Source organism: Methylobacterium sp. (genome assembly GCF_028290105.1).
Taxonomy (GTDB): Bacteria; Pseudomonadota; Alphaproteobacteria; order Rhizobiales; family Beijerinckiaceae; genus Methylobacterium.
The window spans coordinates 1-12,970 of sequence record NZ_JAQGKL010000245.1 but is presented as its reverse complement, the minus strand read 5'-3'; the positions used below and the strand labels follow the sequence as shown (position 1 = coordinate 12,970).

Annotated in this window: 15 protein-coding genes; 6 read left to right on the top strand and 9 right to left on the bottom strand. The window is 69.6% G+C overall.

Annotated features, from left to right (window positions below; translation table 11 throughout):
- Both JWQ05_RS17395 and JWQ05_RS17390 read left to right on the top strand, forming a co-directional pair.
- Nucleotides 1–441, top strand: a 441-nt coding sequence (locus JWQ05_RS17395) for an extensin family protein (RefSeq protein ID WP_299660984.1), incomplete at its 5' end; no start/stop codon positions are given.
- A gap of 76 nt (nucleotides 442–517) precedes the next feature.
- Nucleotides 518–1,675: a L,D-transpeptidase gene (locus JWQ05_RS17390; protein ID WP_299660981.1), complete on the top strand. Its 1,158-nt coding sequence runs from the start codon at nucleotides 518–520 to the stop codon at nucleotides 1,673–1,675.
- Nucleotides 1,676–1,701: 26 nt separating this feature from the next.
- Here JWQ05_RS17390 and JWQ05_RS17385 read toward each other — a convergent pair whose 3' ends face one another.
- From JWQ05_RS17385 to JWQ05_RS17375, 3 genes are read right to left on the bottom strand one after another with little or no spacing between them, the layout of a single operon-like run.
- Nucleotides 1,702–2,454 (bottom strand): ABC transporter permease subunit, encoded by a 753-nt coding sequence (locus JWQ05_RS17385; protein WP_299660979.1) that lies wholly within the window; start codon nucleotides 2,452–2,454, stop codon nucleotides 1,702–1,704.
- Nucleotides 2,451–3,626: an ABC transporter permease subunit gene (locus JWQ05_RS17380; protein WP_299660976.1), complete on the bottom strand. Its 1,176-nt coding sequence runs from the start codon at nucleotides 3,624–3,626 to the stop codon at nucleotides 2,451–2,453. The genes JWQ05_RS17385 and JWQ05_RS17380 overlap by 4 nt, the downstream gene beginning before the upstream one ends.
- Complete coding sequence (locus JWQ05_RS17375; protein ID WP_299660973.1) at nucleotides 3,623–4,564, bottom strand: glycine betaine ABC transporter substrate-binding protein; 942 nt, start codon at nucleotides 4,562–4,564, stop codon at nucleotides 3,623–3,625. The genes JWQ05_RS17380 and JWQ05_RS17375 overlap by 4 nt, the downstream gene beginning before the upstream one ends.
- A 302-nt stretch (nucleotides 4,565–4,866) precedes the next feature.
- On the opposite strand from JWQ05_RS17375, the gene JWQ05_RS17370 reads away from it, so the two are divergent.
- Complete coding sequence (locus tag JWQ05_RS17370; RefSeq protein ID WP_299660970.1) at nucleotides 4,867–5,256, top strand: response regulator; 390 nt, start codon at nucleotides 4,867–4,869, stop codon at nucleotides 5,254–5,256.
- A gap of 2 nt (nucleotides 5,257–5,258) precedes the next feature.
- Here JWQ05_RS17370 and JWQ05_RS17365 read toward each other — a convergent pair whose 3' ends face one another.
- Together JWQ05_RS17365 and rsmI are read right to left on the bottom strand one after the other, a co-directional pair.
- Nucleotides 5,259–5,636 carry a YraN family protein gene (locus tag JWQ05_RS17365; protein WP_299660968.1) on the bottom strand — a complete coding sequence of 126 codons (378 nt, stop codon included), beginning with the start codon at nucleotides 5,634–5,636 and terminating at the stop codon, nucleotides 5,259–5,261.
- Nucleotides 5,629–6,588 carry a 16S rRNA (cytidine(1402)-2'-O)-methyltransferase gene (gene rsmI, locus JWQ05_RS17360; RefSeq protein WP_299660965.1) on the bottom strand — a complete coding sequence of 320 codons (960 nt, stop codon included), beginning with the start codon at nucleotides 6,586–6,588 and terminating at the stop codon, nucleotides 5,629–5,631. Before rsmI ends, JWQ05_RS17365 begins: the two co-directional genes overlap by 8 nt.
- Before the next feature lie 171 nt (nucleotides 6,589–6,759).
- Between rsmI and JWQ05_RS17355 the strand changes: the two genes are divergently transcribed.
- On the top strand, nucleotides 6,760–7,944 hold the full coding sequence (locus JWQ05_RS17355) for a penicillin-binding protein activator (RefSeq protein WP_299660962.1): 1,185 nt from the start codon (nucleotides 6,760–6,762) through the stop codon (nucleotides 7,942–7,944).
- Here the strand turns inward: JWQ05_RS17355 and hemW are convergent, their stop codons facing one another.
- From hemW to rph, 3 genes are read right to left on the bottom strand one after another with little or no spacing between them, the layout of a single operon-like run.
- The gene (gene hemW / locus JWQ05_RS17350; RefSeq protein WP_299660959.1) at nucleotides 7,945–9,123 is read right to left on the bottom strand and encodes a radical SAM family heme chaperone HemW; all 1,179 of its coding nucleotides are present in this window, start codon (nucleotides 9,121–9,123) and stop codon (nucleotides 7,945–7,947) included.
- 49 nt (nucleotides 9,124–9,172) lie between these two features.
- Nucleotides 9,173–9,805, bottom strand: a complete 633-nt coding sequence (gene rdgB, locus JWQ05_RS17345) for an RdgB/HAM1 family non-canonical purine NTP pyrophosphatase (RefSeq protein ID WP_299660955.1) — start codon at nucleotides 9,803–9,805, stop codon at nucleotides 9,173–9,175.
- Nucleotides 9,802–10,530, bottom strand: a complete 729-nt coding sequence (rph, locus tag JWQ05_RS17340) for a ribonuclease PH (RefSeq protein WP_299660952.1) — start codon at nucleotides 10,528–10,530, stop codon at nucleotides 9,802–9,804. Before rph ends, rdgB begins: the two co-directional genes overlap by 4 nt.
- 153 nt (nucleotides 10,531–10,683) lie before the next feature.
- Between rph and JWQ05_RS17335 the strand changes: the two genes are divergently transcribed.
- Together JWQ05_RS17335 and hrcA are read left to right on the top strand one after the other, a co-directional pair.
- The gene (locus tag JWQ05_RS17335; RefSeq protein WP_299660949.1) at nucleotides 10,684–10,851 is read left to right on the top strand and encodes a hypothetical protein; all 168 of its coding nucleotides are present in this window, start codon (nucleotides 10,684–10,686) and stop codon (nucleotides 10,849–10,851) included.
- Nucleotides 10,852–11,275: 424 nt separating this feature from the next.
- Nucleotides 11,276–12,331, top strand: coding sequence for a heat-inducible transcriptional repressor HrcA (hrcA, locus tag JWQ05_RS17330; protein WP_299660987.1), 1,056 nt, complete (start codon nucleotides 11,276–11,278; stop codon nucleotides 12,329–12,331).
- A gap of 74 nt (nucleotides 12,332–12,405) precedes the next feature.
- Here hrcA and JWQ05_RS17325 read toward each other — a convergent pair.
- The coding region (locus JWQ05_RS17325) for a DUF1236 domain-containing protein (RefSeq protein WP_299660946.1) at nucleotides 12,406–12,970 on the bottom strand (565 nt) is incomplete at its 5' end.

Genomic DNA, 12,970 nt, shown 5'->3' with positions numbered 1-12,970 from the left:
CTGAAGATGACGGCGCTCGCCGACGACCTGACGCTCACGCCGCCCGTGACCCTGGTCTGCGGGGCCGCCGAGGCCCTGGCCCGCTGGGCGACCGAGGTGCAGGTGGCCGCCGAGCGCGATCTCGGTGAGCCACTGAAGGGGCTCAGCATCGGGACCTCCTACGAGTGCCGTGGGCAGAACCACGACCCCGACGCCAAGCTGAGCGAACACAGCTTCGCCAACGGCATCGACGTGATGGGCTTCAGCTTCGCCAAGCGCGCTGCGATCGGTGTGTTGCCGGCGCCGGAGGGCAGCCCGGAGGCGACGTTCCTGAGCGCCGTTCGTGGACGCGCCTGCGGGTTTTTCCGGACGGTGCTCGGGCCGGGCTCGGACGCGGCCCACGCCAATCACCTCCACCTCGACGAGCGCGACCGGAACGCCGGACACCGCCTCTGCCAATAAGTCGCGGAACGCCGGAGGGCCGACGGACCTTACTGCAGAGATTTTGCAGATGGCGATGCGGGAGTTTCCGGTGACGATGGGTGGACGATCGATCGGTGGCGGCTTCGCCGCGCTTTCCCTGGTCCTGCTGGCCGGTGCGGCGGCCGCCGAGACGAAGGGCGAGACCAAGGCCAAGGCGCAGGAACAACCTCTGACCCGCGAGGCGGTGGAATCGGCCGTCCTCGCGGAAGCGCCGGGCGATACCGAGCGCGAGACGTCCAAACAGCGCTCGAACACCAAGCGGCCCGACGCCGCCCTGATCAGGGCGCAGGTCCTGCTTGACCGGGCGCATTTCTCGCCCGGTGCCATCGACGGGCGCGACGGCGACAACCTGCGCGGGGCGCTCGCGGCCTTCGCCGCCGCCAACGGCGTCAAGGACGGCAAGACGTTGAAGCCGGAACTCGCCGACAAGCTTTCGGCCTCCGGCACCGATCCGGTCCTGGCCGAGTACACGCTCAGCGAGGCGGATGTGGCCGGACCCTTCGTCGAGAAGATCCCTCCGAAGATGGAGGAGCAGGCCGACCTCGATGCACTGGGTTACACCGGCGCCCGGGAGATGCTGGCCGAGCGTTTCCACATGTCGCCGGACCTGCTCGCGGCGCTCAATCCCGACGCCAGCTTCGACAAGGCCGGCACCGTCATTCTGGTCGCCGCGGTGAAGCCCCTGGAAACGGGCAAGCCGAAGCCCGAGAAATCCGGAAAGGCGGAGCCCAAGGACCGGGACGCCAAGGCCAAGGAGTCCGCCGACAAGAAGGACAGCGCAGAGCGCGATACGAAGGACGTGACGCGCATCGAGGTCGACAAGGAGAGCCGCAGCGTCCGGGCCTTCGACAAGGGCGGCACGCTCGTGGCGTTCTATCCCGCCTCCATCGGCAGCGAGGAGAAGCCCGCGCCCTCCGGTGAGGCAAAGGTCGAGGGCGTCGCCTTCGCGCCGACCTACACCTACGATCCGAAGTACCAATTCGCGGGCGTGAAGGCGAAGACGAAGTTCACGATCCCGCCCGGGCCGAACAATCCCGTCGGCGTGGTCTGGATCGATCTGTCGATCCCATCCTACGGGATCCACGGCACGCCGGAGCCCGAGAAGGTCGGCAAGACCGAGTCGCATGGCTGCATCCGCCTGACGAACTGGGATGCCCGCGATCTTGCCACCCGCGTCACCCGCGGTGCCCAGGTGATCTTCAAGGACGAGTAGTGATCTTCCAGGAACAATAGGGAACTTCAACGACGAGTAGCGCGCCAGAGGCCGGCGATGGCGAGAAGCGCGGCATCGCTGAGGAAGGCCAGGGCGGCCGTGGCCGCCGCGCCCTGGAGCATCGGTGCGAGGTTCTGGTTCTGGAGCCCGGCGACGATCGGGGTTCCGAGGGTCGCCGCACCGGCCAGCGCCCCGACGGCGGCGGTGGCCACGGCGAGCACCAGGGCGGTGCGCAGGGTTTCGACGATGGCGGGCGCCGCCAGGGGGAGTTCGATCCGTGTGAGCACTTGGCTCCGCGTCAGGCCAATGGCGGTGCCGGCCTCGCGAATGTCGGCGGCAACCCCCTCGATGCCGCCCACGGTGCCGCGCAGCACCGGCATGATGCCGTAGGCGACCAGAGCGAGCAGAGTGGGGGGACCACCGAAACCGAGCACCGGCAGGGCCAGCGCCACCACCACCACCGGCGGCACCGCCTGTGCGCCGGCCGCAAGGGCATCGACGAGCGGGCGCCACGATGCGGCGGCGCGGCGGGTCACCAGGATGCCGAGGCCGATGCCGAGGACCGCCACGAGGGCGAAGCCCGTCCCGGCAAGAATTACATGCCGGCTGGTCAGGGCAAAAAGGCGCCACACGTCGAGCGAACGACGGGTCGGCTCTCCGAGGCTGGCTGCGATCTGGGTCGCCACGACGGGATGGCTGAGCGCCGCGAGGAGAAGTCCGGTCAAGGCGAGGCCGAGGGCCGGGTGCCGGGCGAGGCGGGCCCGGGACGAGGCCGTCATGCGTGCCACCGCTGCCGGGCGGCGGATTCCAGGCGGCTCAGGCCCATTTCGGCGCCGAGCGAGAGTGCCACGACCGGGATCGCACCGAGGAGGATGAGGTCGGGGGCGAATTGCGCCATTCCGTCGAAGACGATGCGCCCGAGGCCGCCGGCGCCCACCAGGGCTCCGAGGGTGGCGAGCCCCAGACTCTGCACGGCGGCCACGCGCAGCGCCCCCACGAGGATCGGCGCGCCCAGTGGCAGACGTACGCCGACAAGGGTCTGTCTCCGGGTGAAGCCGAGCGCCTGGGCCGCCTCCAGCGTCACGGGATCGGCTGCGTGAAGGGCCAGGGCGAGCCCGCGCCAGAGCGGAAGGAGTCGGTAGGCCGCGATGGCGACGACCGCCGGGACGGCGCCCAGGGCCGAGAGGCCGAACTCGCGCAGGGTCGGGGCCGCCCGCAGGAGCCCGGCGGTCACGCCGACCAGCGCACCGAGCAACGCCACGGCCGGCACCACCTGAATACCGGCGACCAGGATCGCGACGAAGCCCTGACCCCGGCGCCAGAGCGACAGCAGGATCGCCACCACAAGGGCCAGCGCCACGGCAGCGCCGGAAAGGACGAGGTGATCCAGGATCGCGGTATCCAAGGTGTCTCGCCGGGCGCCGTACTCGACCGTGAGCGACAGCGCTTTGAAACGTCCGGCATGGCCCAGCATGCCGATCGCGAGGATCAGGCCGATGCCGACCGCGAGACCGACACCCATGGCACGGGTACGTTGGATCGCCAATCCGAGGGCAAAGCCGAGAAGCCCGAGGGTCAGCCAGGCTCCGCCGCCGAGGCTGGCCCGCGCCGCCGGAGCGAGGCCGCCGAGGCTCCGAGCTGCCCCCTGCCCGAGCGCGTCGGCGAAGAGCAACAGGGCGAAAGCGAAGGCCGCGACGGCAAGGAAGGGCGCCCACCGTCGAAGCTCCAAGATCAAGAATATGAGGCCGGTGAGAACGGCCGCGAGGACGAGGGCGCCGTTTCCGCCGAGCACTTCCGCGCCGAAGACGGGGCGCCCGAGCGCCAGCCGGTTCTCAGCCACGCTGAGAAGCGGAAGCGCGAACAGCGCGATCGCGAAAGCGCCAAACCCCACCATTGCGGCGAGACAGGCGCGGCCGCGTGGGCGCGCTGCGACGAGTATCTCGGGCATCATGGCAGGAGTCCGTTCTCGGACAGGTAGCGGGCGGCCACTGCCTCCGCGACCTCGCCCTCCACGGTGATCCGGGCGTTCAGCCGGCGCAGGGTCGGCGCGTCGAGGGTGGCGAACACCCGCGCCAGGGCAGGCCCGATCTCGGGATGTCGGGCCAGTGCATCCGCGCGGATGACCGGGGCCACTTCGTAGACGATCTGCGCGTTGAGGGGATCGCTCATCACGGTGAGGTCCAGGGCCGAGAGGGCGCCGTCCGTCCCGTAGACCATGCCGGCATTGACTCCGCTGATCCCCTGCGCCGCTGCCCGCGCGGTCACCGCCGTGTCGCCGCCCGGAAGACTGATGATGTCGTCGAGGGCGAGGCTGAAGCCGTAGGCCGCCTCGAAGGAGGGCAAGGCGGCTGGGCTTTCGACGAACTCGGTGGAAGCGGCGAGCCGGATGAGGCCGCGCCGGACGGCGCCCGCGAAATCGCTCATGGTCGCGAGGCGTTCGCGGCGCGCGAGGTCACCATTGACGGCGATCAGCCAAGTGTTGTTCGCCGGCGCCCGCTCGAGCCAGACGAGACCGCGCTCGGCGTCGCGCCGGCGGATCGTCTCGAAGGCGCTTTGCGGGGATTTCCAGACCGGATCGGTCTCGGTCGCGGTGAAGAACGCGCCATTGCCGGTATATTCGGGGTAGATCGTCACCTCGCCGGACAGCAGGCTCGTGCGCACGATCAGGGTAGGCCCGAGGCCGAGGCGGCGCTCGACGGGAAGCCCAAGGCGCGCGAGGATTTCGGCGATCATCGCACCCGTCAGCGTGCCCTCCGTGTCGCTCTTCGAGGCCACGACGAAGGGGGCCTCCGCCCTCGCCCCTCGCCCCGCCACCAGCCCCAGAAGACCGAGGCCGCGCAAGGCGCCACGCCGCGTGGGATACCAGCCGCACTTCGCCACACTTAACATGGGTTGTTGGCTCGGGCAGTGTGCATCCCTAGGCCGAAGCCGAGATCGCGCGGAAATGTATCAACCCGTAACATTGCGGCCTCGACATCGGCCTTTGCGCGGTTTGGGGTGCTTGACACGCCAAGCGGAACGGGCGACGGCTCGTGCTCTGCCGAGGCGGCCATCCGCCTCGCGGTGTCGCTCAGCGCTTGCATTGTCCGCGACGTCCAGCGTTGATCGCACACGGTGGGAGCCAAGCCGCGAAGTGCCTTTCTGCAAGGCATTCCGGAATTCCGAACGGATTGAAGGGAAGTAGCCCCGGCGTGAGTGCTCAAGTGGACGAAGACCTTCTCAACGGGGCTCGCGTGCTTGTCGTCGAGGACGAGGCCGCGATCTCGATGCTTCTCGAAGACATGCTGCTGGATTTCGGCTGCACGGTGGTCGGGCCCGCCGCACGCCTCGCCACCGCGCTCGAGATGGCGCAGAGCGAGAGTTTCGAGGTGGCGATCCTCGACGTCAACGTGGCGGGCGAGCCGATCTACCCGGTCGCCGAGGCCATCGTGAAGCGCAACCTGCCCATCGTGTTCTCGACGGGCTACGGCGGCGCCGGTATCCGCGAGCCCTTCCGCGACCGTCCGGTCGTGCAGAAGCCCTTCAGCCAGGCCGACCTCAAGCGCACGCTGATCGCGGCGGTCGCCGCCGCCCGCGCCTGATCTCACGCTATCGGGAAAGCGTCGGGCACGTGGCGCGGCCATGCGCGCGGTGACACGAACACCGCGTCGGCCCGGAACGTCGCCCCGCTGCAGCCGGGATGGCGGCTGATCCAGGCTCGCGCCGCCCGCGAGAAGCGACCGACCTTCCGCGCGTCGATGGCGCCCTGCGCGGCCTCCAGCGTCGCCCGCGCCTTCACCTCCACGAACGCGATGGTGCCTCCGCGCCGGACGATGAGATCGATCTCGCCGCCTGCGGCGCTAAAGCGTGAACCGAGGGGTCGATAGCCCTTCAGCATCAGCGCCATCAGCGCGAGGGTCTCGGCCGAGCGTCCGCGCAGTTCCGTTCGGCGCCGATGCCGGTCGGGGTCGCGCTCAGGCATCGTCGCGCCGCGCCAGGGCGAGTGCGCGGGCATAGACGACGCGGCGTGGCTGGCCGGTTTCTTCCGCCACGAGGGTGGCGGCATCCTTGATCGAATGGCGGCCGAGGGCAGTGGTCAGCGCCGCATCGATTCCGGCATCGGTTTCGGCCTCCGCGGGGGCCTCGTCGTGCGTGCCGATGATGACCACGACCTCACCCTTCGGGGCCCCCTCCTCCGCGTAGGTCGCGGCAAGCGATCCGAGATTTCCCCGCCGAATGGTCTCGTAGAGCTTGGTCAGCTCTCGGGCCACCGCCGCCGGCCGGGCGCTGCCCAGCACCTCGGCGGCGTCGGCCAGCATCTCGGGCAGGCGGTGGGGGGATTCGAACAGGACCAGGGTGCCGGGGATCTGCCCGAGGGTTTCGAGGCGGTTGCGGCGCGCGCCGGATTTCGCCGGCAGGAAGCCCTCGAAGAAGAACCGGTCGGTGGGCAGGCCGGCGGCCACGATGGCGGTCATCACCGCCGAGGGGCCGGGGATCGGGGTGACGCTCAAGCCGGCCTCGATCGCGGCCTGCACCAGCTTGAAGCCCGGGTCGGAGACCAGCGGCGTGCCGGCGTCGGACACGAGGGCCAGCGCCTCGCCGGCCTGCATGCGGGCGATCATCCGCTCGCGCACCGCCGCGTTCGAATGCTCGTGGTAGGCCACCAGCGGCGTGGTGATCCCGTAATGCATCAGCAGCGTGCGGGTGACGCGTGTGTCCTCGGCCAGGACGGCATCGGCGGCGGCGAGCGTCGCAAGCGCGCGGAACGAGACGTCCTTCAGGTTTCCGATCGGGGTCGCCACCACGTGCAGGCCCGGATCGATTGCTTCCGCCTCGGCGGCGAGTCCAAAGGCGGTGAAGGTCGAGGGCGGCTTTCCGCGCGCATCGGCCGGATCCCGGCGGCGCCGGCTCCGTGTTTCGATTTTCTGCGTCATGGCCGGACCTTGCCACGATCGGGCCTCCGGGCGGAATGCATGGGAGGCGGTGTGCTCACATTTACTTTTGCCGCTTACGCTGCAAGCGTGGGCCGTCGGCTGGCGACAGGGGATCCTCCGATGGCGCGCGCGAAGAGGCTGCATTCCGGAGCTTTCAGGACGGCAGGCGTCGTGCTGGGATCGCTTCTGGCCGGATCGCTCACGGGCTGTATCGGCGGCCCGGATGGCGGCGCCCGTGTCGAGAAGCGGGCCGCCGTTCCCGAGACCGGGACGTCCCTCCCCGATGGCCCGGTTGCCTCCACGGGAAGCCGCCTCGGCTCCGGGGCGGTCAAGGTCGCCCTCATCGTACCGCTCTCCGGGCCGGGTTCGGCGGTGGGCGCGGCGATGCGCAACGCGGCGGAACTCGCCATCGAGGATTTCCAGAAGCCGGACCTGCAGATCCTGGTCAAGGACGATCGGGGTTCACCCGAGGGTGCCCGCGAGGCCGCTCAGTCTGCGGTGGCGGATGGGGCCGAACTCGTCCTCGGGCCGCTCTTCGCCGCCAACGTCCAATCGGCATCGCCCGTAATCCGGGCGGCCGGCAAGCCGCTGATCGCCTTCTCGACCGATGCCGGGGTGGCGGCCAAGGGGACCTACCTCCTCAGCTTCCTGCCTCAGGCCGAGGTCGACCGGGCCGTGGACGAGGCCGTCGCGTCGGGGCGCAAGTCGTTCGCCGCGATGATCCCCGAGACCAGCTACGGCAATGCCGTGGAGGCGCAGTTCCGCGAGGCCGTGGCGCGCAAGGGCGCCCGGCTCGTGGCCGTCGAGCGCTACCCGGCCGGCGTGCCGGGCCCCGCGATCGGCCGGCTGTCCGGGCTGGTCACCGGCCCGGCCGCGCAGGCCGATGCGCTGTTCCTGCCCGATACGCCCGAGGGTCTCGCGGTGGTGGCCGCCGGCCTCACCAAGGCCGGGTTCTCGCCCACCCGGGTTCGGCCGATCGGGACCGCGATCTGGAACGATCCCCGCGTCTACGCCCTGCCGGCGCTCCAGGGCGGGTGGTACGCCGCCCCCGATGCGGGTGGATTCAACGGCTTCGCGCAGCGCTACCAGGCCCGCTTCGGCGCGGCGCCGCCGCGTGTGGCGACCTTGGCCTACGATGCGGTCTCGCTGATGGCGGCGCTCTCCCGGCAATACGGCACGCAGCGCTTCGCCGACATCACGCTCACCAATCCGTCCGGCTTCTCGGGCATCGACGGAACCTTCCGGTTCCGGCCCGATGGCCCGAGCGACCGTTCGTTGGCGGTCTACGAGATCCGGTCCGGCGCGCCGGCCGTGGTCAGCCCGGCACCCCGTACGCTGGGACCTTCGGGCACCTGATCAGGCCGCCAGCGCCGCCACCACGGCGTTGAGCACCGGGGCCCCGGCCGGTGTCGCGGCGATCCGCCCACCTGACAGCCGCGCGACGAGGCCGTCGCCGACGAGGGCTTCGATTCGCGCCGGGTCGAGGGGCCGACCCTTGAGGGTGGCGTATCGGGTGGGGTCGATCCCTTCGCGCAGGCGCAGTCCCATCATCAGGAACTCGTCGCCCTGATCCGAGGCGGCAAGCGCTTCGGTCTCCACGATGCCGTGGCCGTCGCGCTCCACCCGGGCAAGCCAGGCTTCGGGCGTGCGCTCGGTGACGGTGCCGATCCGGCCGGTTTCTGTGACGAGGCGCCCATGTGCGCCGGGTCCGATGCCGGCATATTCGCCGTAGCGCCAATAGAGCAGGTTATGGCGGGATTCCGCGCCCGCGCGGGCATGATTGGAAATCTCGTAAGCCGACAGGCCGGCCCGGTCGCAGACTTCCTGGGTCACGTCGTAGAGGAAGCGCGCCGCGTCATCGTCCGGCGGCACGAGCTTGCCGGCGGCGGCGAGCCCATAGAACGGCGTGCCCGGTTCGATGGTGAGCTGATAGAGCGAGAGGTGCTCGGCCGCGCGGTCAATCGCGTCTTCGAGTTCGCGCCGCCACGCCGCCGGGCTCTGGTCGGGCCGCGCGTAGATCAGGTCGAAGGAGTAGCGCTCGAAATGCGCGGCCGCCACCTTCACCGCCGCCATCGCCTCCGCCGCGCTGTGCAGACGCCCGAGCTGCTTGAGCGAGGTGTCGTCCATGGCCTGGACCCCGAGGGAGACGCGGTTGACCCCTGCTGCCCGGTAACCGCGAAAGCGCTCGGCCTCGACGCTGGTGGGGTTCGCTTCGAGGGTGACCTCGACATCGGGCGCGACGGACCAGGCCCCACCGATCGCGTCGAGCAGGCCCGCCACGGTTGCGGGCTGCATCAGCGACGGGGTCCCGCCCCCGAGGAAGACACTCGACACCCTGCGGCCCGGCGTTCGGTCGGCGACATGGGCGATTTCGCCTCGAAAGGCCTTCAGGAAACGGCCCTCATCCACGGGCGCGTGGCGCACGTGGCTGTTGAAGTCGCAATAGGGGCACTTCGAGGCGCAGAAGGGCCAGTGGACGTACACCCCGAAGCCCGCATCGCGGGTCGGGTGGTCCGGGCCTGTCGGTTCGGTCATGGGCCGGATGTGCGCGCGGGATCGTGGTTTGGCAATCCCACGCGTCTCGTCAGGGGCGCCGCAGGCAGGTTCGGGCCAGGAGCACGAAGGCGCGGGCGCGGTGCGAAAGGGCCGCGCCCGTCGTCCATTCGACCCCGTGCTTCTCTTCCGAGGAGATCTCGCCGAAGGTGCGGTCGTGGCCATCGGGCAGGAACATCGGGTCGTAGCCGAAGCCCTGGCTGCCGCGGGGCTCCACCAGTTCGCCGAAGACCCGGCCCTCGAAAGTCTCCGTGTGTCCATCCGGCCAAGCAATGACCAGGGCTGAGACGAAGTGCGCGCGCCGGGTCGTGGCACCGCGCTTGTCGAGTTCCGCTGCGATGCGGGCCATGGCGCCCGCAAAGTCCTTCGACGGACCTGCCCACCGTGCCGAGAAGAGGCCCGGCGCGCCGTCGAGGGCGTTGACGCAGAGCCCGGAATCATCGGCGAAGGCCGGCAGCCCGGACGCTCTCGCGGCGGCGAGCGCCTTGATGGCGGCATTCTCCGAGAACATCGTGCCGGTCTCGTCGGGCTCTGGCAGACCGAGTTCGCCGGCCGAGACGGCGTCGATGCCGAAGGGGGCCAGCAGCTCGCGCATTTCGACGAGCTTGCCGGCATTGTGGGTCGCGATCACGATCCGTCCTGTGAGGATGCGATGCTCGCTCATGCCGAGACGTCCTTCGCGATGACCTGCTTCTGGAGGGCGACGAGGGTCTGGATGCCGCCCTTCGCGAGCCCGAGCAGCGCCAGGAGTTCCTCCTCGGAGAACGGCTTGCCCTCGGCGGTGCCCTGCACCTCGACGAGGCCGCCCGTCCCCGTGATGACGAAGTTGGCGTCGGTCTCGGCGCCTGAATCCTCGGCGTAGTCGAGGTCGAGCACCGGCTTGCCCTTGTAGATGCCGCAGGAGATCGCCGCGACGTGGTCCCGCAGGGGATCGACCGAGATGATCGAGCGTCCGCGCATCCAGGTGAAGCAATCGTGGAGTGCCACCCAGGCGCCGGTGATCGCCGCCGTGCGGGTGCCGCCATCGGCCTGGATCACGTCGCAATCCACGGTGATCTGGCGCTCGCCGAGTGCGGGCAGGTTGGTGACCGCGCGCAGGCTTCGGCCAATCAGACGCTGGATTTCCTGGGTGCGGCCGGACGGCTTGCCCGAATTCACCTCGCGCCGGGTGCGCTCGTGCGTGGCGCGCGGCAGCATGGCGTACTCAGCCGTGACCCAGCCCTTGCCGGAGCCGCGAAGCCAGCCCGGGCCGCGCTCTTCGAGGGTGGCGGTGCAGAGAACCTTCGTATCGCCGAAACTGACGAGGCAGGAGCCCTCGGCGTGGCGGGAGACGGCGCGCTCCAGGGTGACGTTGCGCAACTCGTCATTCGCGCGCTTCGAGGGCCGCATGCCGCTCTCCTTGACGTTTCGTGGTCGGGAGCGGGCTTTACGGGGCTGGGTCCCGCCCGGCAAGCGGAGCCGGGCGGATCGGGCGCGATTGGGGAAAGGGCCGTTCAGAGTTGGCGGGCGTTCGAACCCGCCGTCTCAGTAGCCGTGGCGACGATGACCGAAGTGAAGGCCGCGGCGGTGGCCGTAGTGATGGCCGAAATGGCGACGGTGATGGAAGCCGAAATGGCGTCCGCGATGATGGCGGTGGAAACGGTATCCGCGATGATGACGATGATAGCGCACCTCGGTCAGGCCGGCGGCGGGGCCGGCGACCTGGGCTGAGACGATCGCGGGGGCGGCCTCGGCGCTGCGCGGCGTTCCAAACAGCATCGCGCCGACCAGCGCGAGGGCGATGGCGAGGCTTTTGATCAGGCCAAATCGAGCGGTGTTTCTCATGGGGCTTTCACTCCTGGGAACAGTGCGTATCGGGTCGTCTGGTCCGCCGTGAGACAGCGAACGGGTCGTATCGATTTGTCCCGCTCGCCATCGTTCGATGGGTGTGAGCAACGCATCAGCACGCGAAACCGTCTCAAAGCTCCACGTTGTTTCTTCGGCCTTGGGGGCGGGTCGCTCGGGCGAACCGGAATGCAATCGATCCGGGCAGCGACGGTTGGTGGCATTGTGTAACGGCCGAGAGGCGTTCACACTTGCCGCTCAGGATCAGACCGTGACCGAGCCCGCGCGCCCCTTCTCGAATTCCCAGCAGATGCAGGTGCTCAGTGCACTGAACGAGCGCTCGCGCGAGATCTTCCGGCAGATTGTCGAGAGCTATCTCACGACGGGCGAACCCGTGGGCTCGCGCAATCTCGCCCGCATCCTGCCGATGACCTTGTCCCCGGCCTCCATCCGCAACGTGATGGCGGATCTGGAGCATTCCGGCCTCATCTTCGCGCCCCACGCCTCCGCCGGCCGGCTGCCCACCGAGCAGGGCCTGCGCTTCTTCGTGGATGCGATGCTCGAACTCGGCGATGTCGGGCGGGAGGAGCAGGAGCGGATCGAGGCGCAGATGCGGGCGGCGGCCTCAGGCCACACCTTTGATTCGGCGCTGGCCGAGGCCTCGATGCTGCTCTCGGGCATCTCGCGCGGCGCCGGAGTGGTGCTGACGACGAAGACCAACGTGCACCTGAAGCACATCGAATTCGTGCGCCTCGACCCGGCTCGGGCCCTGGTGGTGCTGGTCTCCGACGACGGCTCGGTGGAGAACCGGCTCCTCGACCTGCCCGCCGGCCTGCCCACCGGCGCCCTTCAGGAAGCCTCCAACTATCTGAATGCCCGCCTGCAGGGCCGGACGCTCGGCACGCTGCGGTCGGAGATCGAGTCCGGGCGCGAGGCGATGAAGCGCGAACTCGACGAGATCACCGGGCGGCTGGTGGATGCGGGTCTCGCGGTCAGCGTCGGCCCTTCGGACGCGCGCCAACTCATCGTGCGGGGGCAGTCGAACCTCCTCGACGACCTGCGCGCCGCCGAGGACCTGGAACGCATCCGCCTGCTGTTCGACGACCTCGAGACTCAGAAGGACGTCATCGAACTCCTTTCGCGGGCCGAGGGCGGCGAGGGCGTGCGCATCTTCATCGGCTCGGAGAACAAGCTGTTCTCCCTGTCCGGTTCGTCGATGATCGCAGCCCCCTTCCGCGATGGGTCGCAGAAGATCGTCGGGGTCGTCGGGGTCATCGGTCCGACGCGGCTGAACTATTCCCGCATCGTGCCGATGGTCGACTATACAGCCCGGGTCGTCTCCGGGCTCCTCGACCGCAAGCGCTGAGCCTCAAGCGGCGGCCTTAAAGAAAAGAGGGCGGAGCCGAAGCCCCGCCCCCCTTGATGCTGTCTGCCCGGCAATCAGCCCGGGATCACGTCGATGATCTCGTAGGTGTCCGGATCGATGATGACGATGTCGTCGCGCACCAGGATGAACTCGTAGCCGCGATAGGCCGGCACGAGGGTGAGAATGGCCGGCGGCAGCGGGTGCAGGCCGATCGAGCGCGGGACGACGGTGCCGACGCCGATGTTGAAGTTCACGTTCGTCACCGGCCGGACGCTGGAGCGCGTGATGGTCTGCCGGAACTCCGTGCGCTTGGTGGTGTCGAGACGGGTCACCGCGCCGCGCGCTTCGGTCCGGCCGCCGCGCTCACCGCGCTCGCTCCGGTCGTTGCGATCCCCACGCTCGCGATCATTCGCACCATCACGGCCGGATCGGGTGTCGCGATCGGCCTTGCCATCACGGTCCGTCTTGCTGTCGCGGTCGGTCTTGCCGTTGTTGTCAGCCTTGCCGTTGTTGTCAGCCTTGCCGTTGTTGTCGGTTTTGCCGCTGCGGTCGATCTTACCCTCGCGATCGGTCTTACCCTCGCGATCGGTCTTGCCGCCGCGCTCGGCACCGCCCTCGCGGGTCGCCGCGCCACCGTCC

Excerpts from the sequence above, each read along its gene's own strand:
- JWQ05_RS17390 (WP_299660981.1), top strand. The coding sequence starts at position 518 with ATGGGTGGACGATCGATCGGTGGCGGCTTCGCCGCGCTTTCCCTGGTC.
- JWQ05_RS17385 (WP_299660979.1), bottom strand. The coding sequence starts at position 2,454 with ATGACGGCCTCGTCCCGGGCCCGCCTCGCCCGGCACCCGGCCCTCGGC.
- JWQ05_RS17380 (WP_299660976.1), bottom strand. The coding sequence starts at position 3,626 with ATGATGCCCGAGATACTCGTCGCAGCGCGCCCACGCGGCCGCGCCTGT.
- JWQ05_RS17375 (WP_299660973.1), bottom strand. The coding sequence starts at position 4,564 with ATGTTAAGTGTGGCGAAGTGCGGCTGGTATCCCACGCGGCGTGGCGCC.
- JWQ05_RS17365 (WP_299660968.1), bottom strand. The coding sequence starts at position 5,636 with ATGCCTGAGCGCGACCCCGACCGGCATCGGCGCCGAACGGAACTGCGC.
- rsmI (WP_299660965.1), bottom strand. The coding sequence starts at position 6,588 with ATGACGCAGAAAATCGAAACACGGAGCCGGCGCCGCCGGGATCCGGCC.
- hemW (WP_299660959.1), bottom strand. The coding sequence starts at position 9,123 with ATGACCGAACCGACAGGCCCGGACCACCCGACCCGCGATGCGGGCTTC.
- rdgB (WP_299660955.1), bottom strand. The coding sequence starts at position 9,805 with ATGAGCGAGCATCGCATCCTCACAGGACGGATCGTGATCGCGACCCAC.
- rph (WP_299660952.1), bottom strand. The coding sequence starts at position 10,530 with ATGCGGCCCTCGAAGCGCGCGAATGACGAGTTGCGCAACGTCACCCTG.
- JWQ05_RS17335 (WP_299660949.1), top strand. The coding sequence starts at position 10,684 with ATGACCGAAGTGAAGGCCGCGGCGGTGGCCGTAGTGATGGCCGAAATG.
- hrcA (WP_299660987.1), top strand. The coding sequence starts at position 11,276 with ATGCAGGTGCTCAGTGCACTGAACGAGCGCTCGCGCGAGATCTTCCGG.